Here is a 24,386-nt window from a genome sequence, read left to right on the forward strand (position 1 = left end):
CGAATGCTCACTGGTGGCGGGATCAATAAAATAATTATCAAGATAAGGCGCGGGATCCCCTCTCCCGTCTGGGAGAGGGGTAGGGGTGAGGGTGACACGCTTCCGTGTAAAGCTGAGAGCGTCGTGCTGGAAACGGAATGGTTCGAGCTAGAATCAGAACCGTAGCACCCTCACCCCTGGCCCCTCTCCCACACGGGAGAGGGGAACCGCGCTTTACTTTTCAGGCGGTTCCGAACTCGCACAATCTCTGGCGGCCCAGCGAACCCGGGCCGCCCGCCGTCGCGCCAGGACGCTACCCGATATTGCCCGCCCCGAAGGTGGTATCGCCGAAGGTCGAGCGCCCCTCCGTCGCGCCGTATTGCAGGTAGTGCTGCATCGGGTCGATCTTGGCCTGCGCCACGTCGCCGTAGGCCCCGAGATAGGCCGTCGAGTCGAAGCCCTTCGACGGGTCGCGGCCCTCCTTCCAGCCGTACTGGTCGTAATGCATCAGCGGATCGATCCCCGCTGCCTTTACGTCGCCATAGGCATTCAGGTAGCCCCTGGTGTCGAACACGGCGTTCGGGTTGCGCCCCTCCTTCCAGCCATAGGTCTGGTAGTGCTGGTAGGCGTAAACCGCGGAATCGCCGCCCACGGCGATGGCCGCGCGGGCCACGTCGGGGTTCGAGAGCAGGTAGTACTCGGCGTCGAAGCCCGGATGCACCGCGAGGTCGGCGGTCTTGCCGATCGCCGCGTAGATCTGCCGGCCCTCGCCCTGGCCGTACTCGATGTAGTGCTTGAGCGGATCGAGGCCGGCGGCGCGCACGTCCGGGTTGCGGGCGAGATACTGCTCGTTGTCGAAGGCGGCGGACGGGTCGCGGCCCTCCTTCCAGCCGGCCTGGTCGTAATGCTCCAGCGGATTCTGCCCGGAGGCGCGGACCGCCGGGTTGGCGGCGAGGTAGCCGGTGGTGGAGAACAGCGCGTTCGGGTCGCGGCCCTCGCGCCAGCCGTAGGTGGCGTAATGGGTGTCGGCGTCCTGGCCGGCCTCCAGCACGTCCTTGTAGTTCGCCAGATAGAACAGGTCGTCGACGAGCGGGGCGCCGTCGCCGGTCACCACCGTCGCGTCGGTGAACTGGTAGCGCTCGAAGCCGGTGACCCGGTCCTGGCCCTCCGGCCCGACGATCAGCGTGTAGGCGCCGTCGCGGGTGACCGTGGTGTCGGCGAGCCGCGAATTGAACACCAGCGTGTCGGTGCCGGTCGAACCGTCGGCGTTGCGCCCGCCGAGCAGGATGTCGTTGCCGGGCGAGTTGGTGATCGTGTCGTTGCCGGCCCCGCCCGTGATGATGTCGTCGAAGGCCGTGCCGGCCAGCGTGTCGTTGCCGCTCGTGCCGTTCCGGACCACGCCGCGGGCCAGCACCGTGTCGCTGCGGGCGGCGAGGTTCTGGATCCGGGTGTCGCCGGCGGGCGTGGTGTCGGCGGTGCCGTAGGGCGTGGTGGCGTAGAAGGCGCGCAGGTACTCGGCCATCGCGTCCTGCTCGGTGCCCTGCGCGGCGAAGGTCGCGGAGTTCGGCAGCGAGGCGCCCGGGGTGGCGGAGGCGAGCGCCACCTTGTTCTCGCCGTAGGCCGGGAACGGGTAATTGTCGCCCCCCAAGCCCGGCGCGGTCGAGGTGCCGGTCGCCAGGAAGTCGAGGGTGACGGTGCGGATGCTGCGGTTCGGGTCGCCGACGAGCTGGCCGTTCTGCACCAGGGTGTCGGTGATCCGGCCGTTCTCGTCGACGATCGCCGCGTTGAGGACGCGCTGGCCCTCGCGCGTCACGGTGCCGTTGGCGTCGAGGGTCTGGGCGGTCTTCGTGGCGTCGAAGGAGAAGCTCAGGCCCCCGATCTGCGGGAACTGGCCCGGGGTCGCGCCGGCGGCGGTCGCCGAGACCGCGTGCTCAAGGAGCCGCTTCATCTCCAGCGCCGAGACGGTGGTGACGGCGAGCGCGTTGTTGAAGCGCAGCGAGTTGGTGACGTCGAGCTGCGAGATGTCGCCCGACTGCTTGCCCGCGGAGGCGTTGGCGGCAGGCGGCAGTTCGGCGGTGCCGCCGCCGGCGGTCGAGAACGAGCCGATCGAGTCGCGGAGGCCGCCGCCATTCTTGATCGAGACCGCGACCGTCGGGTCGTACTGCCTGGCGTACCAGAGGTTGGCGTCGGCGGAGAGGTCGCCGAGGTTGGTCTCCTCGGTGCGGACCTCGCCGCGGCGCCCTTCGAGGTAGACGCTGGTGCGGCCGAGGATGTTGCCGTCCTGCTGGCGGATGATGTCAGCGACGCCGGCGGTCTCCTGGATGCCGTCGTTGTTGACGTCGAGGCCCTCGATCATCTCCTTGACCAGGTAGCCCTTGGTGCCGGGGGCGAAGGCCGCGTCCTTCGAGCCCCAGAGCTGCGCCACCGAGGTGTCGTCGACCGCGACCGCGCCCGAGTTCTGCGGCGTGACCGAGTCGCGGATGACGTTGCCCTGGTCGTCGAAGGTGACGGTCAGGCGGCCGACATAGGAGTATTCGGAGGCCGTGTTGACCAGCGCCAGGGTCTGGCCCGTGGCGTTGGTGAAGAATTGCGGGTAGGCGCCGCCCGCGGTGTCGCCCGGCAGCAGGCGGTCGTTCGAGTCGGACAGGAGCGTGTGCGAGCCGCCGCCGATCAGCACGTCGACGTTGCGCAGGAGCGGCGCGAGGGCCTGCTCGTTGGCGAGCTGCTGCAGGTGGGTGCCGACGATGACCTTGTTGAGGCCGGGATTGGCCGCGAGCACCCGGTCGACCTCGGCGTTGATCTGCTGGGCGAGCAGCGCGATCTCGTCGCGGCCGGTGAAGCCGTCGAGGGTGACGTTGCCGAGCGTGGTCAGCAGCGGCTCGAGCTGGGTGGTGGCGCCGATGAAGGCGATCTTCTCGCCGTTCTCGGTGATGATCGTCGATTTGGCGATCTTGTCGGCGCCGGTGCCGGTCTGGGTCGAGGTCGGGCCGGTCTGGGCGAAGGTTGCGGCGTCGCCGTCCTGGTGGACGAGGCCCGAGAGGGCCGATTCCCGCGAGAAGTTGAGGTTCGTCGAGAGGTAGGGGAACTGGGCGCCGACCCAGGTGTCGTCGGCGGCACCCGGGCTCGAGCCGAGGTTGGCGCCGATGATGTTGGCGACCTCGGTCGGCCCTGAGTCGAACTCGTGGTTGCCGAACACCGCGGCCTGGACGCCGATGATGTTCTGGATCGTGATGTCGGCCCGGCCCGGCGAGGCGGTGAGGCGGTTGTAGGCGCCCGCGCCCGACAGCCCGTAGAACTGGTTGTAGATGCCGTTATAGGTCGCGTTCAGCTGCGGATCGGCGCCGGCGATGAAGAACGGGCTCGGGATCCAGCCGTCGCCGGTCGAGAGGGTGATCGAGTTCGGGGTCGCGTCCTCGAGCTTGTCGACGATCGCCGCGAAGTTCGGCGCCCGCTGGGTCGCCAGGAGGCCGGCCTCCCAGTCGGAGGCGTGCAGGATCTGGAGCGTGTAGGTCATCGGGGCAGCCTGCTGGGTGGTGAAGTCGAGCTGGTCCTGCGCGAGGCCCGCGAAGGCGTTGCCGGCCGTGTCGGTGATCGCGCCCTTCGGCACGACGACGTCGTAGGCCTTGCCCGTCTTCAGGTCGGCGCTCGGGTCGATCGTCACGGTGTCGCCGGAGACGACGACCTGGGCGGCGTCGGCGACCGCGATGGCGCGGGTGTCGCCCGCCCCGTCGGTGAGGGTGATCGACCCGGTGCCGGCCTTCACCGCCTCGCTGAAGCGCAAGGTGATGTTGGCGCCCGTCGCCACGCCGGTGGCGTTGTCGGCGGGCGTGGCGGAAACCAGCGTCGGCGCGGTCTGGTCGAGCTTCAGCCCGACGAGGATCGGATCGTGGTCGGATTCGCGCGCCGCGACCCTGCCGTCGAAGTACGAGGCCGGCCGGCCGAAATCGAGGTTGTAGTCGATCGCGTCCGCCTCGTCGGCATTGACGTGCCACTCGGTCACGCCGGTGACCTGCCCGTTCAGGCTGGTGTTAGTAAAGGCGTGGTCGAGGGCGCCGTATGCCCCGTTGAAGACGTAGGAATACGGATTGGCGAGGCGGTCCTCGGCGAGGTTGGTGAAGCCCCCTTCCTTGATCGTGTCGAGGGCGTCCTCCTTGAGGTAGGCGTTGAAGTCGCCGAGCAGGATCGTGTCGGAATCCTGGGTGCCGGTCGGCTTCGTCGCGGCCCACTCGGTCAGCGCCTTGGCGGCGAGCTCCCGCTGCTGCTGCCAGGCGCCCTGGCCGTCGCCCTGGTCGGCATCGGCCCCGGTGCCATTGCCGCTCTTCGACTTCAGGTGGTTGATGATTGCGGTGAAGTCCTCGCCCGTCGTGGTCTCCCGGAAGGTCACCGCCAGGGAGGCGCGGCTGGTGTTCACCCCGTTGAAGACGTGGCCGATCGTGCTCTGCTGGAGAAGCGCGGGGTCGAAGCGCGCCACGTCCGCGTCGTCGAGCGTCTCGATCGTGGTGTTGAGCGCGACGCTGACCTTGGACGGCTTGTAGATGAAGCCGACCGCGATGGCGTCGCCGCCGAGGAACTGGCCGTTGTCGAGCTGGCTGCCCGGGTTGACGTAGGCGTAGGTCCCGGCGCCGGCCCGGGCGTTGAGCTGGCCGACGAGGTATTCGAGCGCGTTGCCCGGGTTGCCGGGCTGGAACTGGTTCTCGAGTTCCGTGAGGCCGAGCACGTCGGCGCCGGTACCGATCAGCGTGGTGACGAGCTTCTCGGTCTGCCGCGCCAGTTCCTCGCTCGTGTTGGCGCCCCGCGGCGCCTGGCCGATCGCGGTGAGCGCGCTCGACGAAGCATTGAGCGTCGTGAAGTAGTTGAGGACGTTGAGGCTGCCGACCTTGAGCGTGCCGCCGACCGCGTCCGGCGTCGCGGGCCGCGGGTTGGCCTTGGTGAAGGTGTTCGAGCCGTCCTCGATCGACCGCACCCGGAAGGCGTTGGACGGGCCGTAGCCGAGGGTCCCGGTGAGCCCGGTCACGGTGTCGCCCATCCGCGGGGCGGTGGCGGTGGAGTAGGTCGGACCGAAGCCGTCGAGAGTCTCGATCGGCAGGTTCTGGGTGTTCAGCCCGTCGTCGTAGGTGATCGAGCGCGCCGCCGTCTGGGCGAGATAGGCCGCGTAGGCTTGCGAGTTCGGCTCGAATTCGTTGCTGAAGGTCTCGGGCCGCCCGCCCGCCGCGAGGCGGATCTCGTTGAAGCGGTCGAGGTTGAACTGCTCCGAGATCGTCAGGGTCTGGGGCAGGCGGACCAGCATGCCCTCGTAGCGCTCGAGGTCCGGTTGCGCGGTGGTGCCGGTGCCGACCGTGCCGGCCGCCGGCAGGCTGACATCGACCGCCTGCGCCTTGACATCGGCCGCCGAGAGCGCGCCGGCCTGCACGACCTGGATGCCGGAGGCGGCGTTGACCGTGAGCTGCGTCTCGCCGTTGAACTCGGTGACCGTGCCGGTGACCCGGACCCGGTCGCCCTCGTTCACGTCGACGAGGCGGTTGCCGGTGCCCTCGTAGACGAACAGGCCCTCCGAGGTCAGCGGGCTGGCGTCCTGGTCGGCCTTCTCCTCCTGAAGGTAGAAGCCGCCGATGCTGCGCTTGGCATCGGCGTCGCCGTTCTGGAAGTCGCCGACGACGATCGCCTCGACCGTGACGGTCCGGCCGACGAGGGGGCTGGCGCTGCCCGCGCCCTGCACCGCCGAGATCAGGGTGACGTCGTCGTTGACGATGGTGCCGGTGGCGGTCGCGTTGGTGGCGCTCACCGCCGCGGCGATGCCGGCTTGGCTGGACGTGGCGCTGCGCAGCGTTAGGCCGAAGGTCTCGTTCGGCTCGGGCGTCACGTCGCCCTGCACGGTGACGCTGACCACCGCCGAGGCGGCGCCCGCCGGGATCGTGCCGGTAACGGTGAGCGGTAGGGCGGGGTTGCCGGCGAAGTCGGCGGCGTTCGCCGGGTTCGCGCCGGTGCCGGTGAGCTCGGCGGTGAAGGTCACCGCGCCGAGCGTGCCGTTCGTGCGCTGCACCGTGAAGCCGAGGGTCGTGGTGCCGCTATCGCCCTCCGCCCGGCTCACGCTGAGCGAATCGGCCGTAAAGGAGACCTCCTGCGTCGTGCCCTGCGGCAGCGCCGCGTAGAGGGTCGCGCCGCCATTCGCCACCTCGTTGGCCGAGACCACCAGGTTGGTGCCGGTCGGGTTGCGGTCGGCGGGGATGAAGGTCAGCACCTCCGGGCCGAGATCTGCGGCCGAGCCGGCGAGCGGCGGCACGTACGAGACGTAATTCGCGTTCGCCGGATCGGTCACGTCGTAGACCAGGATGCCGCTCTGGCGCTCCAGGCCGACGAAGGCGTAGATCCGGCCGTTGACCGTGCCGACCGTGATGCCCTCGGGCTCCGGACCCTTGTTGTCGGAGCGGTCGTCGGGCGTGTTGGGGATAGTCTGGTCGTTGTTGAAGCGCTCGGGCGCGATCTGGGCGAAGATCTTCTCGAATTCGCCGCCGGTCTCGCGCACCTTGGTGAGGGTGCCGTCTTGGTTCTGGCGGAAGATCGAGATGCCGCGGCCGCCGAGCGTGGTGAGCTGGTCGATCACCCCGTCGCCGTTGGTGTCGCCGCTGCGCAGCAGCACGTTGAGCCGGGCATAGGCCGCGTTGGACTTCAGCGCCTGCAACTCGGGCGTGAGCCGGTTGTTCGGGACCGCGCTCAGACGGGCGACGTCGCCGGTGTCGTCGGCGCCGCCGATGACCCGCTGGTCGCCCTCGTTCGCCGTGACGAAGTAGGTCGCCCCACCCGTCGTGAACGACGCGATGCTGTCGGGCTGGAGCAGGCCATAGATCGGGGTACTGGCCGGGGTGCTGGCGATCCGGATCGAGGCGGTGCCGTTCGGGCCGTCGCGGTCGGATGCGTCAAACTCGTTGCCGGGCAGCGCGTGGTTGACCGCGCCCAGCGGCTGGATCGCGATCGGCGCCGTGCCGGGGTTGGCGAGGTCGATCACCGCGACGCCGTTCACCTCCTGCAGGGTGACGTAGGCGAAGCGGTTGTCGGGCGAGATCGCGATGTATTCGGGCTCGATGTCGGCCGCGGCCGTATTGCCGGGCGTGATCGCGAGGCCGCGGGCGCGCAAGGTCGCCTCGCTGCCGTTCAGGCCGTCGAACCCGATGGTGGTGAGGACCGAGGCGCCCGCCGCCCCGCCCGAGACGTCGATGATCGAGATGCCGCCGACCGGGTTGCTGTTCTGGCTTGCCTGCTCGCCCTCGTTGGCGACGAGGAGGCGGGTGCCGTCGCGGTTGAACACCAGCTGATCGGGCCCGACCCCGACGGCGAGCGAGCGCAGCAGCGTGCCGTCGGCGTTGAACAGGGCGACACGGCCCGCCGCGTCCCCGGTCGCGTTGGCGTAGGCCACCGCCACGAGGCCGTTGGAGACCGCGACCGAGTTCACCGCGCCGTACTGCTCGAGACCCGACAGCAGGATCTCGCCGGACTTGCGCAAGCTGCCGGCGGCGTCGAGCGCGACGATCTCGATCCGGTTCTCGTTGGTGTTCTGGACGTAGAGGCGGCTGGTCGAGGAATCGTAGGCCACCACCTCGGCGTTCGGCGCCGCTTGCGTCGCCGCATCGTTGGTGGTCGCGTAGGCGCCGAGCCGCACGAGCTGGAGCGCGTTGGTGGCGGTCGGCGGGGTCGTCGCGGTCGCGCCCGACTGGCCCTGGAGCGAGGGCGCAGCGTCGAAGATCATGGTGCCGTTGACGAGCGTGGTGGCCATGGGGTCCAGTGTCTCCGGGCGCGCGGGAAAAGCGGTGGCGCGAGGGCGAGCGCCACCGTTCAGCGCGAACCTGTTAGGTCTTGAAGGGTTGGAGAAGCGCGCAGCGGCCCAGGGCTCGCCCGCGATCGTTCGACGTGTCGGAGCGAGTCGGGCGAGTCTGCCTTGTTACAGCATGTTTCGAACTGTGTTCGCTCTGTATGGGCGTTCTGCGACACTCCTGTGAAGGTTGCCGAGATCGCCGGCAGTCCTGCTTCCGGGACCGTGGCGGCCGGGAGCTATTGGTTGGTTGCCCGGCAAAAGATCGCCACGGATCCAGTTCCTTCCCGACGGCGTCGCCACGAAAAAAAGCCCCGCCGTCGATGCTCGACGGCGGGGCGCGATCGTCAGATAGTTGGTCGAGGAGGGTCGGAATTGCCGCCTACTGCGTCCCGCCCTTCGCTTCCTTCTGGAACTCCTCGATCACGTCCTTGCCGACGCGCTTGGCCATGTCGGCGGTGACCGGCTCGAGCGCCGCCTTCCAGGCCGCCTTCTCGTCGGCGTTGAGCGTGATGAAGGTGGTCTTGCCGGACTTCTTCATCTCCTCCAGCGCGTCGGCATTGTCCTTGTCGGCGACCTCGTTGGCGTAGGATGTGGCTTCCTTCATCGCCTTGTCGAGTTCGGTGCGGATCTCCGCCGGCAGGCCGTCCCAGAACTTCTTGTTGGTGATCACCGCGTAGCCGATATAGCCGTGGTCGGACAGCGTGATGAACTTCTGCACCTCGTGGTGCTTCTGGGTGAACATGTTCGAGGGCGTGTTCTCCGAGCCGTCGACCACGCCGGTCTGCATGCCCTGGTAGACTTCCGAGAAGGCCATCACCTGCGGGATCGCGCCGAGCGCGCGGAACTGCGCCTCCAGCACCTTCGAGGACTGGATCCGCATCTTCAGGCCGCGGAAGTCCGCCGGCATCTTCAGCGGCTTGTTGGCGCTCATCACCTTGAAGCCGTTGTCCCAGTAGGCGAGCCCGGTGATGCCCTTCGATTGCAGCTTGTCGAACAGCCGCTTGCCGAGCGCCCCGTCGGTCACCCGGCGCAGGGCCGCCTTGTCGGGCAGGATGTAGGGCAGGTCGAAGACCTCGAACTCCTTGGCGCCGAGCGGCCCGAACTTCGCCAGCGACGGCGCCAGCATCTGGACCGCGCCGAGCTGCAGCGCCTCGACCTCTTCCTTGTCCTTGAACAACTGCGAGTTCGGGTAGACCTCCACCTTCACTTTGCCGTTGGTGTATTTTTCCGCCAGTTCCTTGAACTTGTCGGCGCCGCGTCCCTTCGGCGTGTCCGGCGCGACGACGTGGCTGAACTTGATCACGATCGGCGCCTGGGCGAGCGCGGCGCCCGACAGGAGGAGCAGGGCGGTGCCGGCCGCGAGGGCGCGACGGGTGAGGCTCAGGGCAGGACGGGACGGCGTCGGCATGGCGTTTCCTCGTTGTCGTTGTTCGTTCGGCGGTGACCCTGACAGTTCGATTCCGCCGCCGCAATGCGCCGATCGCCTAACCTGCCTCCGCCTCCAAGACGGCCTCCGCCTCCAAGACGGCCTCCGCCTCCATGTGGACCGCGCCGCCGATCGCCGTCCAGCCGCGGAACTCGCCGCCCTCCGGCCGGCCGGCCACCGCGAAGCGGGATCCCGCGATCATCGGCGCGACGCCGCGGTAGCGGAAGCGCGCCGGCACCCGGCCGAGGCGGGCGGCGGCGAGGTTGAGAAGCAGGCTCGCCTGCATCGGCCCGTGCACGACGAGGCCGGCATAGCCTTCGACCTGCGTGGCATAGGGGTGGTCGTAGTGGAAGCGGTGGCCGTTGAAGGTCATCGCCGAGTAGCGGAACAGCAGCACGGAATCGGCCTCGACCGACCATGCCGCCTCGTCTTCGGCCGGCACCGGCTTCGGCGCCGGTGCGGCGTCGCCCGGCCGGCTCGCCTCGCGGTAGACGATGTCCTGCCGGTCGCGGATCGCCGGACCCCGCTCGGTCAGGTAGTCGTGCCGCACGGTGACGAAGCACAGCGTGCCGGTGCGCCCGTTTTTCACTGCCACGTCCGAGACGGTCTCGCGGCGCACCACCCGGTCGCCGACGCGCAGGGGGGCCAGCGTCTCGACCTCGCCGCCGGCCCACATCCGCCGCGGCAGCGGCACCGGGGGCAGGAACCCGCCCTTGGCCGCGTGGCCGTCCGGCCCGAGCGCGTCGGCCGCCGGGGTCTCCGGGCCGAGGCACCAGTGGATGGCGAGCGGCGCCTCGCCGTCGGCCACCGGAGCGAGATGGGGCGCCAGCGTCGCCCGGTATTCGGCGACGAGGCGCGGCGTCACGAAGTCCTCGACCTCCCGGGTGCGGCCGATCCAGCCGCGCAGGTGGTCGATGTCGATCTCGGGCATCGGGCGCTTCCCTGTCCTGGCCCGCGCGGGAGCGGGCCTTCCGGTGATCCTATATCGGCCCGTCTTCGCGCCTGCACACCTGCCGCCTGGACCCGGCTTCGTCCCGGTGCTCAAGCCGAGTTGCACGGGGCAACTCGGCTAAGCTTCTTACTTTTTGCATCATTTTCGCCGCCGAACCGGTGACCACTTCGGCGAATGATGCTTAACTCGCTGTCAACTAAAGACGAAGGTGGGAGACGTCACGTGGCTGCGCAGCACAGGTGCATCGCGATCGTCGGTCCGTTCCAGAGCGGCAAGACCGCCCTGCTCGAGGCCATCCTCCATCGCACCGGCGCGATCGACCGGCCCGGGCGCGCCGGCTCCCGGATCGGCGATACCTCGCCCGAGGCGCGGGCCCACGGCATGAGCGTGGAGCCGGCCTTCGCCACGACGCGCTTCCTCGGCGAGTCCTTCACCTTCGTCGATTGTCCCGGCTCGATCGAGTTCGCGCACGACCTGCGGGCGGTGCTGCCCGCATGCGACGCCGCGATCGTGGTCTGCGAGGCCGACGAGCGCAAGCTGCCGGCCTTGGAGCTGACCCTGCGCGAGCTCGAGGCCGCCGGTATCCCGCGTCTCCTGTTCATCAACAAGGCCGAGACCGCCCCCGGCTCGCTGCGCGACGCGCTCGCCCTGCTGCAACCCGCCTCGCGGGTGCCGCTACTGATGCGCCAGATCCCCCTGATCGAGGGCGAGGCGGCGGTCGGCTTCATCGATCTTGCCCTGGAGCGCGCCTTCATCTGGTGCGAGCAGGCGCAAAGCGAGGTGGTGGCCCTGCCCGACGTCGAGCTGCCGCGGGAGAAGGCCGAGCGCTACACCATGCTGGAGCGCCTCGCCGACCACGACGACGCCCTGATGGAGGACCTGATCGCGGAGGTCGAGCCGCAGGCCGACCGGGTCTTCGCCGACCTCGCCCGCGAGCTGCGCGACGGGCAAGCGGTGTCGGTGCTGTTCGGCTCGGCCGAGCACGGCCACGGCGTCACCCGCCTGCTGAAGGCGCTCCGGCACGAGGCGCCGGGGCTGCCCGAGACCCGCGCGCGTCTCGGGATCGACGGGGAGGGGACGCCGCTCGTCCAGGTGATGAAGACGCTCCATACCGGCTTCGGCGGCAAGCTCTCGGTCGGCCGCGTGCTGCGGGCGGCGATCCGCGAGGGCGACGCGGTGACGGGCTCCGCCGGCGGCACCGCCCGGGTGGCGGGGCTGAGCCAGCTCGCGGGCGCCGCCGGCCACCGCGTGCCCGAGGCGCAGGCGGGCGAGGTCGTGGGCCTCGCCAAGCTCGAGGGCATCGCCACCGCAGAGACCCTGGCGACCGGCTCCGAGGCGTCCGAAGCCCTGGTGAGCCTGCCGGCGCCCGAGCCGGTCCACGCCGTGGCGCTCCGGGTGCGCGACCGCAAGGACGACGTGCGCCTCTCGGCGGCGCTGACGAAGCTCGCCGACGAGGATCCGGCGCTGATCGTCGAGCACCGCGCCGAGCTCGGCGACCTGCGCCTGTCCGGCCAGGGCGAGATGCACCTGCGGGTCGCGGTCGAGCGGCTGGCCTCGCGCTTCGGCATCGGGGTCGAGACCGAGCGCGCCCGGATCGCCTATCGCGAGACGATCCGCGGCCCGGCCGAGGCGCGGGCGCGGCACAAGAAGCAGACCGGCGGCCACGGCCAGTTCGCCGACGTGGCTCTGGCGGTGCGGCCGCTGCCGCGGGGCGTGGGGTTCTCGTTCGAGGACGAGGTGGTGGGCGGCGCGGTGCCGCGCCAGTACATCGCCTCCGTCGAGGCCGGCGCCCGGGCCTTCACCGCCAAGGGGCCGCTCGGCTTCCCCGTCGTCGACATCGCGGTGACGCTCAAGGACGGGGCGGCGCACGCGGTCGATTCCTCGGACGCCGCCTTCCAGGCGGCGACGCGGCTGGCGCTGGAGGACGCGCTCGCCAAGGCCGGGCCGGTGCTGCTCGAACCGATCCTCGCGGTGTCGATGGCGGTGCCGAGCGGCGCCACCGCGAAGGCGACCGGCCTCGTCACCGCCCGCCGCGGCCAGATCCTCGGCTTCGACGCGCGGCCCGGCTGGTCCGGCTGGGACGTGGTCGAGGCGCTGATCCCCGAATCCGAGATGACCGACCTCATCGTCGAGCTGCGCTCGGCCACCGCCGGGGTCGGCACCTTCACCACCCGCTTCGATCATCGGGCGGAGCTGACGGGGCGTGCGGCGGAGGCGGTGCTGGCCCGCCAGCCGGTGCGCAAGGCGGGGTAGAATGGGGGGTGAGGGATAGCGCGCTGCATTAGGGTGCTATGCTGGCCGTGCCACCCTCTGCGTCATCCCGGGGCCGCGAAGCGGAACCCGGGATCCATAACCGCCGACGGTTCAGGATAGCGCGGAACGCGAGTCGCTCCATTCTCCAACCTCAGCGGTTATGGATCCCGGGTTCTCGCCTGCGGCGAGCCCCGGGATGACATCGAGGGTTGCAGGTCCGTCGTGCCCCACCCGTCCTGAGATGCATCAGATCACATGGTCCGGCGCCAGCGCACAGGCCGGCCCCCCCGCCAGCTCGACCTGCAGCGTCACGTGGGCGATGCCGAAGCGGGTCTTCAAGGCGGCGGCGCAGTCGTGCAGGAAGGCGTTGCCGGGATGGCCCTCCGGCATCACCAGATGGGCGGTGAGCGCCGTCTCGGTAGTGCTCATCGGCCAGACGTGAAGGTCGTGGACCTCCGCGACGCCTGGACGGTCGGCGAGGCAGGCTCGCACCGCCGCCGGGTCGATGCCGGGCGGCACGGCATCGAGCGACAGCACGACGCTGTCGCGCAGCAGCCCCCAGGTGCCGGCGACGATCACCGCCACGATGACGAGGCTGGTGAGAGGGTCGATCCAGGTCCAGCCGGTTCCCATGATGACGAGGCCCGCCACCACGACGCCGGCCGAGACCGCGGCGTCGGCCAGCATGTGCAGGTAGGCGCCGCGCACGTTGAGGTCGCCCTTGCTGCCGGAGGCGAACAGCCAGGCGGTGACGCCGTTCACCGCGATGCCGATCAGCGCCACGATCGTCACGGTGAGGCCCGGGACGGGGGCGGGTTCGCTGAACCGCTGCACCGCCTCCCAGGCGATGGCCCCGACCGCGACCAGCAGGAACACGGCGTTGAACAGGGCGGCCAGGATCGAGGACGAGCGCAGACCGTAGGTGAACCGCGCCGTCGGCCGGCGCTGCCCGAGCGTCGCCGCCGCCCAGGCGACGACGAGGCCGAGCACGTCCGAGAGGTTGTGGCCGGCATCGGCCAGCAGCGCCACCGAATCGGTCAGGAACCCGTAGGCGCCCTCGATCAGCACGAAGCCGGTGTTGAGCGCGATCCCGATCGCGAAGGCGCGGCCGAAATTCGCCGGGGCGTGGACGTGGCCCGGGCCATGATGATGGCCCGCGCCGTGATGATGGCCCGCGCCGTGGCCGTGCCCGTGGTCATGGCCGTGATGGTCGTGATCGCCATGCTCGTGCGCGTGGTCGTGATGCTGGCCCATGCCCGCTCTCTGTCGCTCGCGCGGGCCCGTGTCCGAGCCCGCACCGTCACCCTGGCGCGGTAGCTTTAGGGCGGGACCCGTGCCAGGGCGAGCCCCGCGTCACCCGGCGGCGAGCCGCAAAACCGCCTCGGTCAGCGCCCCGTCCGGCCGGATCATCTGGTCGAGCACGGTGAAGTGGTCGTCGCCGGGGAGCGGCAGCAGGTCGCCGGGGAGCCCGGTCCCGGCCCAGGCGGCGTGGTAGACCTGCGATTGCCGGCACAGCTCCGGCAGCTCGTCCGCCCCGTAGGCCACGGTGAGCGGCCCGGCCCGGCGCGGCAGGTGCCGGATCGGCGAGAGCGCGGCGACCTCGTCCTCGCCGAGGTGGAGCGCGTCGTCGAGGGCCGTGCGCCGGATCGGCGCGAGGTCGAAGACGCCGCTCAGCGCCAGGCCCGCATCGACCTCCGGGCAGGCCATGGCGAGGGCCGCGAGGTGGCCGCCGGCCGACCAGCCCGAGACGACGAGGCGCGGCGGGCTCGCATGGGCCCGCAAGGCCGCCAGCGCCGACGGGATCTCGGCGCAGAGCGCGGTCATCGTCGCCTCGGGGCAGAGGGTGTAGCCGATCATCGCCACGTCGAGGCCGCGGGCGAGCGGCCCCTCGGCCAGCGCGGAAAAGCCCTGCTTGTCGTTGCGCTGCCAGTAGCCGCCATGGATGAAGGCGAGGAGCGGAGCCTGCGGCCGGCCGCAGCGGAAGAGGTCGAAACGCTGCCGCGCGCCGTCGCCGTAGGGGATGTCGAGTTCGCCCGGATGCGCCTCGCGGAAGGCGGCGCTCCGCTCGCGTAAGGCAGCCATGAAGGCGCTGCTGCCGGCGACCGCGCCGGAATTGTCGTAGGCCTTGCTGAGCGTCGCGCGGTCCATCCCGCGCCAGTCGCCACCCGTCATCGTGGATCCTCCCGGAAACGAGGCCGGAGGATAGCCCGGAAAACGAGAAGGGCGGCCCCGCGCCGCGCGCAGGGCCGCCCCCATCCTGAACCCTGGGGCCGGAAGCCCCGGTTCGTCGCTTACTCGGCGGCCTGGAGGGCCGGGACCGGGGCGACCTCGTCGAGCGGCATCGGGTTGCCGTCGAGGGCGGCCTTCAGGCGGTCCATGTCGACCTCACCCTCCCAGCGGGCGACCACGATGCAGGCGACCGCGTTGCCGATGAAGTTGGTGAGCGCCCGGCACTCCGACATGAAGCGGTCGATGCCGAGGATCAGCGCCATGCCGACGACCGGCACGGAGGGGACCACCGCGAGGGTCGCCGCCAGGGTGATGAAGCCCGAGCCGGTGACGCCCGCCGCGCCCTTCGAGGACAGCATCGCGACGAGGAGCAGCAGGGCCTGCTCGCCGTAGGAGAGGGGCGTGTCCGTCGCCTGGGCGATGAACAGGGCCGCCATGGTCATATAGATGTTGGTGCCGTCGAGGTTGAACGAGTAGCCGGTCGGGACGACGAGGCCGACGACGGGCTTCGAGCAGCCGGCGCGCTCCATCTTCTCGAGCAGCGAGGGCAGGGCCGACTCGGAGGACGAGGTGCCCAGCACGAGCAGCAGCTCCTCCTTGATGTAGCGGACCAGCTTGACGATCGAGAAGCCGTTGTAGCGGGCGACCGCGCCGAGGACGCCGAAGATGAAGATCGCCGAGGTCAGGTAGAACGCGCCGACGAGGTAGGCGAGGTTGGCGAGCGAGGAGATGCCGTACTTGCCGATGGTGAAGGCCATGGCGCCGAAGGCGCCGATGGGGGCGACCTTCATGATGATGTGGACGACGCCGAAGACCGCCTCGGACAGGATCTTGATGAAGTCGAGCACCGGCTTGCCGCGGTCGCCCAGGAAGGCGAGGCCGAAGCCGAACAGGATCGAGAAGAACAGGACCTGCAGGATCTCGCCGCTCGTGAACGCACTCACCGCCGTATTCGGGATGATGTTCATCAGGAAGTCGGTGATCGACTGCGTCTTCGCCTTCTCGGCGTACATCGAGATCTGCTTGGGATCAAGCGACTTCGGGTCGATATGCATCCCTGCGCCCGGCTGGACGAGGTTCGCGATGATCAGCCCGACGATGAGCGCCAGCGTCGAGAAGGTGAGGAAGTAGATCAGCGCCTTGCCGCCGACCCGGCCGACCTTCTCGAGGTTGGTCATGCCGGCGATGCCGGAGACCACGGTGAGGAAGATCACCGGGGCGATGATCATCTTGACGAGCTTGATGAAGGCGTCGCCGAGCGGCTTCATGTCGGCGCCGAGCTGCGGGTAGAAATGCCCGAGCGTGATGCCGATCGCGACGGCGACCAGGACCTGGAAATAGAGGGTCTTGTAGATCGGCTTCGGGGCCGGCGGCGCGTGCGGCGCGGTCAGCGGGGACGGGATCGTAGCCATCGGACGTTCTCCCTATATGGCTCGTTGCAGGTCGACTTTTCGCGGTGGATCGCGGGGTTGCTCTTGGTCTTGGCCTTCAGGCGTCTTGGCCTCTCGGCGGGTATCGACCTTTTCGCAGGCCTGCCGCGTACCGGCGGGCCGCGGACGAACCCACAATGGCAACCGGCGTGCCAGCCGGAAAAATTTCGAAATTTTTTGTTAAGTACAGACGAATAAAAGGTTTTTCAGAATGATGGAGGAGACGGCCCGGTGGAGCCTTCCGGCGCGCCGCAACGAGGGCCCGGATCCGGTGCGGAAATCCGCAACCGGCCGGAACCAGATTCGCCGGGCCCGAATCCGCCGCCCCGCGGGGCGGCCGTGATCGGCTGGCGCGCGCTGCCGCGCTCCCCGGCGCTGCCGTGGCTCCTCGGGCTCGCGGCGGTGCTGGCCGCCTCGCTCTTCGCCGGCCGCACTGCCGAGCGGGCGGCGCTGACGGACCTGCGGCGCTCGGCCAACGCGACGCTGGCGCTCCACGTCGCCGCCTTCCGCACCGAGATGCAGAAGCAGGGCTCGCTGCCGCTGGCGCTCGCCAGCGACCCCGAGATCACCGCGGTGGTCGGGCCGGCGCCGGATCCGGCTCTGCTCGCCCGGGTCAACGACCGGCTGGCCGAGATCGCCCGGGCCTCGGGGGCGGCGGTGATCTACGTCATCCGCCAGGACGGGACCGCGGTGGCCGCGAGCAATGCCGGCGAGCCGGGCAGCTTCGTCGGGGCGTCCTACGCCTTCCGGCCCTATTTCCAGCAGGCGCAGAGCGAGGGGGCGGGCCGGCAATTCGCCCTCGGCACCGTCAGCGGCCGGCCCGGCCTCTATCTCAGCCGCCGGGTCGCCGGTCCCGGCGGGCGGACCGGGGTGGTCGTCGTCAAGGTCGAGTTCGACGGCATCGAGGCCGCCTGGCGCGAGGGCAGCCGGAAGGGCGGGGAGACCGTGATGGTCACCGATCCCCGCGGCATCGTGCTGATGGCGAGCGAGCCGGCCTGGCGCTTCGGGGCCCTGCGCCCGGTGCCGGACGAGGAGCGCCGGCTGATCCGCGAGCGGCTCGAATTCGGCGACGCCGCCCTCGAGCCTCTGCCGCTCCATCCGGCGGCGGACGGGTCCCTGGTGCGGGTCGGCAACGGGGCCGAGCCGGCGCGCCTGGCGCTTCCGCTCGACGCCCCGATCCCCGGCACGACCTGGCGGCTCCACACCCTGACCCGGATCGGCGTCGCGGTCGGGCGGGAGCGGGTCCAGGCCCAGGTCATCGCCGGGCTCGCGGTCGGCCTCGCGGCCCTGGGCCTCGCCGAGATCGCCGGCCGGCGCCGGCGCCTGCGAGCGAGCCTCGCCGAGGCGGCGGCGCGGCGCACCGAGCTGGAGGAGCGGGTGCGGGTGCGGACGCAGGCCCTTACCGAGGCCAACCGCCAGCTGAAGGCCGAGATCGCCGAGCGGCGGCTGGCGGAGGCCGAGCGCCAGCGCCTCGGGCGCGAGCTCGCCCATGCGGGGCGCCTCGCCGCGCTCGGCCAGTTCGCCGCCAGCATGGCGCACGAGATCAACCAGCCGCTCGCGGCGATCCGCTCCTACGCCGACAATGCCGGCATCCTGATCCAGCGCGGACGCCTGCCCGAGGCGACCGAGAATCTTTCGGCCGTCGGCCGCCTGACCGAGCGCATCGCCGGCCTGACCCGCCAGCTGAAGGGCTTCGCCCGCAAGGCCTCGGGCCGGCGCGATCCGGTGGCCCTGGCGGACGTCGTGCGGGCGAGCCTGGAGGTGGTGGAGGGGCGGCTGTCGGGCATCGATCTCGCCCTCGCTCTGCCCGAGCCGTCGCCTTATGTCCTGGGGGAAGGGCCGCGGCTGGAGCAGGTCGTGGTCAACCTGGTGCAGAACGCCCTCGACGCGGTCGCGGGCGTCAACGAGCCACGCATCGCCGTGACGGTGCGGGTCCTGGGGGGAAGCACAGTGGGAGAGCGCGCGGTGCTGGAGGTGAGCGACAACGGCAGCGGTCTGCCGGACGGAGGTGCGCAGGTCTTCGACGCCTTCTTCACCACCAAGGCCAGCGGCCTCGGCCTCGGCCTCGCGATCTCCCGCGGGATCGTCGAGGAGTGCGGCGGCACCCTCTCGGCCGGGGCAAGCCCTGAGGGCGGTGCGCTGTTCCGGGTCGAGCTGCCCCTCGCGCCCGCTGCCAACGCCGTTCCGGGAGCCGCCGCATGAGCGCGTCCTTGCAACGCGTGGTCTTCGTCGACGACGAGGAGGAGGTGCGCCGGGCCAACGGCCAGAGCCTCGATCTCGCGGGCTTCTCCGTCGAGACCCATGCCGACGCCGAATCGGCGCTCAAGGCGGTCCTGGCCGACCCGCCGGGGGTCGTCGTCACCGATGTGCGCCTGCCGGGGCTCGACGGGCTCGGCCTGTTCGCCGCACTCCAGGAGGCCGATCCCGAATTGCCGGTGATCCTGATCACCGGCCACGGTGACATCACCATGGCGGTGCGGGCGATGCGCGCCGGCGCCTACGACTTCCTCGCCAAGCCCTATCCGGCCGAGACCCTGGTCGCCTCGGTGCGTCGCGCCCTGGAGCGCCGCGCCCTGGTGCAGGAGAACCGGACCTTGCGCGCCCGCCTCGACGCCGCGGTGGCCGAGGATCCGGCCTTCCTCGGCGTGTCGCCGGGCATCACCCGCCTGCGCCAGTTCGTGCGCGAGGTGGCGGAGGCCGACGTCGACGTGCTGGTGCTCGGCGAGACGGGATCCGGCAAGGAGGTGGTGGCGAGTGCGCTCCACCGCTGGAGCCGGCGGGCCAAGGGCAACTTCGTGGCGATGAATTGCGGCGCGCTCCCCGACACGGTGGTGGAGAGCGAGCTGTTCGGCCACGAGGCCGGCGCCTTCACCGGCGCGCTCAAGAAGCGGGTTGGGCGCATCGCGCATGCCGACGGCGGCACGCTGTTCCTCGACGAGATCGAGAGCATGGCGCTGAACATCCAGGTCAAGCTCCTGCGGGTGCTGCAGGAGCGGGTGGTCGAGCCGCTCGGCACCAACGCGATCCAGCCCGTCGACATGCGGGTGGTCGCCGCCACCAAGATCGACCTCGGCCAAGCCGCCGCGCAGGGCACGTTCCGGGATGACCTCTATTACCGCCTGAACGTCGTCTCGGTGGCGATTCCGCCCTTGCGCGAGCGGCGCGAGGACGTGGCGCTCCTGTTCGAGCACTTCCTGCGCAAGGCCGCCGCCCGCTTCAACCGCGAGCCGCCGCCGGTGACGCCGTCGATCCGCGACCACCTGAGCCGGCACGACTGGCCCGGCAACGTGCGCGAACTCGGCCACTTCGCCGAGCGCTGCGCCCTCGGCCTCGCTCCCACCGGCCCGGCCCAGGCCGAGCCCGTGAGGCCGGCGACGCTCGCCGAGCAGATGGACCGGCACGAGCGCGGCCTGATCCGCGACGAGCTGATCATGGCCGGCGGCGACGTGCGGGTGGCGGCGGAGGCGCTGGGGACGCCGCGAAAGACCCTCTACGACAAGATCGCCCGCCACGGGCTCGATCCGAACGACTACCGGTGAGGAATCAGCCCCGCCGCGGGTGCTCCTTGAAGAACCGCCACATCTCCCGGGCCGCGTCGGGGCCCTGCGGATCGGTGTAGCTGCCGGCGGGGTTGCCGCCGGACCAGGCGTGGCCGGAGCCGTGGATCACCCAGTGCTCGTGGGCCGGGCGGCCGGTCTCGTCGGCGTAGAGGCTTTTCTCGAAGGCGCGGCCATTCGGGGAGCGTCCGTCCTCGCGCCGGATCAGGCGGCCGCCGGTGGCACTGATCAGCGCCGCGCCGTTCTTCGGATTCACGGTGGCGTCGCGGTCGCCGTGGAACACGATGGTGGGGATCGGCGGCGCCTGCCCGGCGGCGCCGTCGCGCATCGCCGCCAGCGCCCCCGGCAGGTCGCGGGCGGCCAGCGCGCACAGGCCCGAATGGACTCCGACAGCCGCGTAGAGGTCCGGATAGGCCGAGGCGACGTTGGCCGCCGCGGCGCCCCCGGCCGAGAGCCCGGCGATGTAGAGCCGCCGCGGATCGACCGCGTAGGCCGCCATCACCGCGCGGGTGATCCCGGCGATCACCCCGGTCTCGCCGCGGTCGCGAGGCTGGTCGGCCGGGCTGAACCAGTTCCAGCACAGGGCCTGGTTGGCGCGACGCGTCTGCTCCGGATAGGCGACGAGGAAAGTCTCGGCCTCGGCGAGGGCATTCATGCCGGTGCCGGCGGCGAAATCCTCGGGCGACTGGGTGCAGCCGTGCAGCATCACCACCAGCGGCACCGGCCGGCCGCGATAGCCGGCCGGCACGTAGAGCCGGTAGGCGCGCTGCCCCGGCGGACCCGCATAGGTCTCGGACAGGACGCGCCCGGCAGAGGACGCCGCCGCATCCGGGCGCGAGCCACCGCGAAGGCGGGTCAGACCGTCCCCGGCCCGGCGCGCGAGATCCCGCAGGCTCTCGGGCAGGACCGCCCAGGCGCCGGCGGGATCGCCCGCGCGAAGGCGGCGGACGGCGTCCGCGAGGGTTTTCGGCCGCGTGTCGCTCATGACGCCCAAGGTCTCCGGCAGGGCGCCCCGGCTCGAATGGGGCGGGGCGCCACGATTCGGCAGCGTGCCGCAGCGGCAAGCGGGCTTCAACGAGAAGGGATCCGCTCCTAGGGCGCGCCTCGTTCCGTCGTCGGTACGTCAAAAACGCGAAAAGCCCGGCCGTGAGGCCGGGCTCCGCGCCGTCGAGGTGACGGAGTGCGACGCTTAAAAAGCGTTGAACTTGTAGTTCAGGCCGGCGCGGACGACCGCGAACTCGGTCTCGCGACGGTACAGGGTGGCCGGGCCGACCGACACGACGCCCGGCGAGAACACCGAGTACTGCGTGCCGTTGGCGGTCTGGGCGAACACGCCGTTGTTGCGGTTGCCCTGGTCCAGCTTCACGTACAGACCTTCGACCTTCAGCGTCACCGCCGACGAACGGAAGAAGTTGAAGAACGAGTCGGTGGGCAGGGCGTACTCGACGCCGCCGCCGACGGTCCAGCCGGTCTGGAAGTCGTCACGCGAGCTGTTGGTCAGGCCGAAATCGCGACCGCCGCCCGAGCCGTAGGCGAAACCGCCGGTGGCGTACACGAGGGTGCGGTCCCAGGCGTAGCCGAGACGGCCGCGCACGGTGCCGAAGAAGTCCAGGCCCGAGATGCCGTTCGGGTTGAACACCAGGGCGCCCGGGGCGACGCTGCCGCCCGGAACGGTGGCGAAGGCGTAGCGGTTGCGGTCACGGCCGAAGTCGACGTACTGGGCGTCGGCCTCGATACCGAAGACCACGCCCGAGCCCGGGGTGAACTGGTAGTTGTAGCCGATCTGACCGCCGCCGACGAAGCCGTCGTTGCTGTTGCGGTTGCCAAAGGCGAGCACGCCGGTGGTGGGCACGCCGGCGCCGGTGACGAACACGCTGCTGGCGGCGGTGGCGCCGGCCGGCACGCCGACGACGGTCGGGGCGCGGGTGTCAGCGGTGTTGAAGCCGTAACCAGCGTTGAAACCGGCGTAGAAGCCGGTCCAGGTGAAGACCGGCACCGGCGTGAAGACCGGCGGCGGAGCAACGCGACGCGGCAGGTCCGCGGCCGAAGCGGCGGCGGTCAGCGCGGTGAAGGCAGCGAAAGCACTCAGGAGTTTCTTCATGATGGTCCCCAGCAGGTTCCCCGATCGAGGCCAAGCTAGACCATTTCCCTCGCACACGATGTAGCAGTTCAGCCACATCGGTGCGGCAACGACACGGGAGGGGACGGGAGGCCGGTCAATGTCAAGCCTGCCGGCAAACCATCCCGGGTTTCCCCGCTCATATAACCGTTGTCCCGTTCCCCGCGATTCAGCGTTCTGCAACGGGTCGTTGCAGGGCGGCCGTCATCTCAGGTCGGAGGGGTGCCGTTGGCGGAGAGCGCGGCGCCCGCGAGGTAGAGCGAGCCGCAGATCAGCACCCGCGGCGGGCGCTCCCAGGCCCGGTCGCTTAAGGAGACCAGGGCCGCCTCGAGGCTCGGCGCCGTCGCGGCGTTCAATCCCACCCGCCCGGCGATCTCCGCCACCTCCGCGGCCGGCCGCGCCGCCATCTGGCCCGGCAGCGGCACCGCCACCAGGAAGCGGGCGAGGCCGGCGAAGTTGGCCAGGAACCCTTCCGCGTCCTTGGTGCCGAGGAGAGCGGAGACGAGGACGAGCGGCGCGTCGCCGCGCTCCTGGAGGTCCGCCATCGCGGCTGCCAGGATTCGCCCGCCGTCGATGTTGTGGCCGCCGTCGAGCCAGAGCTCGGCCCCCGCCGGGACGAGGCCGGCGAGGCGGCCGCGGCGCAGGCGCTGCAGCCGGCCCGGCCACTCGATGGCGGACAACCCCGCCTCGAAGGCCTCGGTGCCGATATCGCCGAAGCCCGCGGCGCGGAGCGCCGCGATCGCCGTGCCGGCATTGACGATCTGGTGGCGCCCGGCGAGCTTCGGCCGCGGCAGATCGAGGAGCCCGTCCTCGTCCTGGTAGACCAGCCGGCCGCGCTCCTCGTGGGCGGAGAAATCCTGGTTGCCGACGAGGATCGGCCCGGCACCGACCGCCTCGGCTCGGGCGCAGAGCACCGCGTCGGCCTGGGCGTAGTCCTGGGGCGCGATCACCGCCGGGCAGCCGCGCTTGAAGATGCCGGCCTTCTCGCCGGCCACCGCCTCGACGGTGTCGCCGAGATACTCGGCGTGGTCGCGGCCGATCGGCGTCACCACGGCGCAGGCCGGCCGGTCGACGACGTTGGTGGCGTCGACCCGGCCCCCTAAGCCCACTTCCAGGAGCAGCACGTCGGCGGGCGCCTCGGAGAAGAGCAGCAGGGCCGCCGCGGTGGTGATCTCGAACACCGTGATCGGCGCCCCGGCATTCACCGCCTCGCAGCGGGCGAAGGCCTCCGCCAGCCGGTCCTCCGGCACGAAACGGCCGCCGCCGACGGCGCCGAGGCGGATGCGCTCGTGAAAGCGCACGAGGTGGGGCGAGGTGTAGACGTGGGCCGAGAGGCCGCCGGCCTCCAGGATCGCCCGCATCGTGGCGATGGTCGAGCCCTTGCCGTTGGTGCCGGCGACGTGGATCACCGGCGGCAGGCGCCGCTCCGGATGCCCGAGCGCCGCGAGCAGGCGTTCGATCCGGCCGAGCGACAGGTCGATGGTGCGCGGGTGCAGCGCGAGGAAGCGCGCCATCAGGGCGTCGGAGGATTCCATCGTCGGTCTCGCGGGGGGACTGGACGGACCGGGCCCGCCGCCGGACGGCGGCGGGACGCGAGAGGATCAGGGACGCCGCCTCACGCCGGGACGGGCTTGGCGTCCTGCCTGGCCTCTTGCCGGGCCTCAGGCTTCGCCTCGGCCTCCGCGGTCCCGGCCGGCACCTGCATCAAGAGCCCGCACAGGCCCGCGATCGTGCCCTTCAGGTCGCGCCGGTGCACGACCTGATCGACCATGCCATGCTCCTTCAGGTACTCGGCGCGCTGGAAGCCGTCGGGCAGCTTCTCGCGGATGGTCTGCTCGATCACCCGCGGGCCGGCGAATCCGATCAGCGCCCCGGGCTCGGCGAAGTGCACGTCGCCGAGCATCGCGTAGGATGCGGTGACGCCGCCGGTGGTCGGGTTCGTCAGCACCACGATGTAGGGCAGGCGGGCGTTGTTGAGCCGGCGCACCGCCACGGTGGTGCGGGGCATCTGCATGAGGGACAGGATACCCTCCTGCATCCGCGCGCCGCCGGAGGCCGCGAACAGCACGTAGGGCGTGCGCTTCTCCAGAGCCGTCTCGGCGCCGCGCACGAAGGCCTCGCCGGCCGCCATGCCGAGCGAGCCGCCCATGAAGCCGAAATCCTGCACCGCCAGCGTCATCGGCAGGCCGGCGACGCGCCCGAACCCGACCTTGAACGCGTCGGTCATGCCCGTCTTGGCGCGGGCGTCCTTCAGGCGGTCGGCGTAGCGCTTCTCGTCGCGGAACTTCAGCGGGTCGGGCGCCACCTCGGGCAGCGGCACGTCGAGCCAGGTGCCCTGGTCGAACATCAGCTTCAGGCGCTGCTGCGCGGTGATCCGCAGGTGGTGCTCCGAGCCCGGAATCACCCAGCCGTTGGCCTCCACCTCCTTGTGGAACACCATCTGGCCGGTCTCCGGGCACTTCACCCAGAGGTTCTCCGGCGTCTCGCGCTTGAACAGCGTCTTGATCTTCGGGCGCACGACCTCGGAGATCCAGTTCATCGCCTCGACCATGATCGCTCCTCGGTCGTCGATTCGTGTCGGTGATATGGGGATCGCGGCGCTGGAGCACCGCCCGATCGCGTTGCAATCGGGCG

At 70.8% G+C, this 24,386-nt stretch carries 13 protein-coding genes; 3 read left to right on the plus strand and 10 right to left on the minus strand.

Features of this window, described 5'->3' with window-relative positions; genetic code table 11:
- Window positions 1–292: 292 nt before the first annotated feature.
- The 3 genes from BM430_RS05695 to BM430_RS05705 form a co-directional block, all read right to left on the minus strand.
- Window positions 293–7,747, minus strand: a complete 7,455-nt coding sequence (locus BM430_RS05695; RefSeq protein WP_348273075.1) for an ExeM/NucH family extracellular endonuclease — start codon at window positions 7,745–7,747, stop codon at window positions 293–295.
- Between the two features lie 418 nt (window positions 7,748–8,165).
- Window positions 8,166–9,194, minus strand: coding sequence for a TRAP transporter substrate-binding protein (locus BM430_RS05700; protein ID WP_093566261.1), 1,029 nt, complete (start codon window positions 9,192–9,194; stop codon window positions 8,166–8,168).
- Window positions 9,195–9,270: 76 nt separating this feature from the next.
- Window positions 9,271–10,143: an HTD2 family dehydratase gene (locus BM430_RS05705; protein WP_093566263.1), complete on the minus strand. Its 873-nt coding sequence runs from the start codon at window positions 10,141–10,143 to the stop codon at window positions 9,271–9,273.
- Between the two features lie 243 nt (window positions 10,144–10,386).
- Between BM430_RS05705 and BM430_RS05710 the strand changes: the two genes are divergently transcribed.
- Entirely contained in the window at window positions 10,387–12,417 is a 2,031-nt protein-coding gene (locus tag BM430_RS05710; protein ID WP_093566265.1) for an elongation factor G, read from the plus strand.
- Between the two features lie 246 nt (window positions 12,418–12,663).
- Here the strand turns inward: BM430_RS05710 and BM430_RS05715 are convergent, their stop codons facing one another.
- From BM430_RS05715 to BM430_RS05725, 3 genes are all read right to left on the minus strand, one after another.
- On the minus strand, window positions 12,664–13,671 hold the full coding sequence (locus BM430_RS05715; protein ID WP_093566267.1) for a cation diffusion facilitator family transporter: 1,008 nt from the start codon (window positions 13,669–13,671) through the stop codon (window positions 12,664–12,666).
- Between the two features lie 99 nt (window positions 13,672–13,770).
- Window positions 13,771–14,589 carry an alpha/beta hydrolase gene (locus BM430_RS05720; protein WP_210188416.1) on the minus strand — a complete coding sequence of 273 codons (819 nt, stop codon included), beginning with the start codon at window positions 14,587–14,589 and terminating at the stop codon, window positions 13,771–13,773.
- A gap of 119 nt (window positions 14,590–14,708) precedes the next feature.
- Window positions 14,709–16,058, minus strand: coding sequence for a dicarboxylate/amino acid:cation symporter (locus tag BM430_RS05725; RefSeq protein ID WP_093566271.1), 1,350 nt, complete (start codon window positions 16,056–16,058; stop codon window positions 14,709–14,711).
- Between the two features lie 357 nt (window positions 16,059–16,415).
- Here BM430_RS05725 and BM430_RS05730 point away from each other — a divergent pair, with 357 nt between their 5' ends.
- Together BM430_RS05730 and BM430_RS05735 are read left to right on the plus strand one after the other, a co-directional pair.
- On the plus strand, window positions 16,416–18,278 hold the full coding sequence (locus tag BM430_RS05730; RefSeq protein ID WP_177302951.1) for a sensor histidine kinase: 1,863 nt from the start codon (window positions 16,416–16,418) through the stop codon (window positions 18,276–18,278).
- A complete protein-coding gene (locus tag BM430_RS05735) occupies window positions 18,275–19,615 on the plus strand; it encodes a sigma-54-dependent transcriptional regulator (RefSeq protein WP_093566273.1) in 1,341 nt (446 codons plus the stop codon). Before BM430_RS05730 ends, BM430_RS05735 begins: the two co-directional genes overlap by 4 nt.
- A gap of 4 nt (window positions 19,616–19,619) precedes the next feature.
- On the opposite strand, the gene BM430_RS05740 is transcribed toward BM430_RS05735, so the two are convergent.
- From BM430_RS05740 to accD, 4 genes are all read right to left on the minus strand, one after another.
- Window positions 19,620–20,618 carry an extracellular catalytic domain type 1 short-chain-length polyhydroxyalkanoate depolymerase gene (locus BM430_RS05740; RefSeq protein ID WP_093566275.1) on the minus strand — a complete coding sequence of 333 codons (999 nt, stop codon included), beginning with the start codon at window positions 20,616–20,618 and terminating at the stop codon, window positions 19,620–19,622.
- 204 nt (window positions 20,619–20,822) lie between these two features.
- Entirely contained in the window at window positions 20,823–21,734 is a 912-nt protein-coding gene (locus tag BM430_RS05745) for an outer membrane protein (RefSeq protein ID WP_093566276.1), read from the minus strand.
- Between the two features lie 227 nt (window positions 21,735–21,961).
- On the minus strand, window positions 21,962–23,287 hold the full coding sequence (locus BM430_RS05750; protein ID WP_093566278.1) for a bifunctional folylpolyglutamate synthase/dihydrofolate synthase: 1,326 nt from the start codon (window positions 23,285–23,287) through the stop codon (window positions 21,962–21,964).
- 80 nt (window positions 23,288–23,367) lie between these two features.
- Window positions 23,368–24,303: an acetyl-CoA carboxylase, carboxyltransferase subunit beta gene (accD, locus tag BM430_RS05755; RefSeq protein WP_244539342.1), complete on the minus strand. Its 936-nt coding sequence runs from the start codon at window positions 24,301–24,303 to the stop codon at window positions 23,368–23,370.
- Between the last annotated feature and the right edge of the window lie 83 nt (window positions 24,304–24,386).

Origin of the sequence: Methylobacterium sp. 174MFSha1.1 (assembly GCF_900116815.1) — a bacterium.
Classification (GTDB): domain Bacteria; phylum Pseudomonadota; class Alphaproteobacteria; order Rhizobiales; family Beijerinckiaceae; genus Methylobacterium.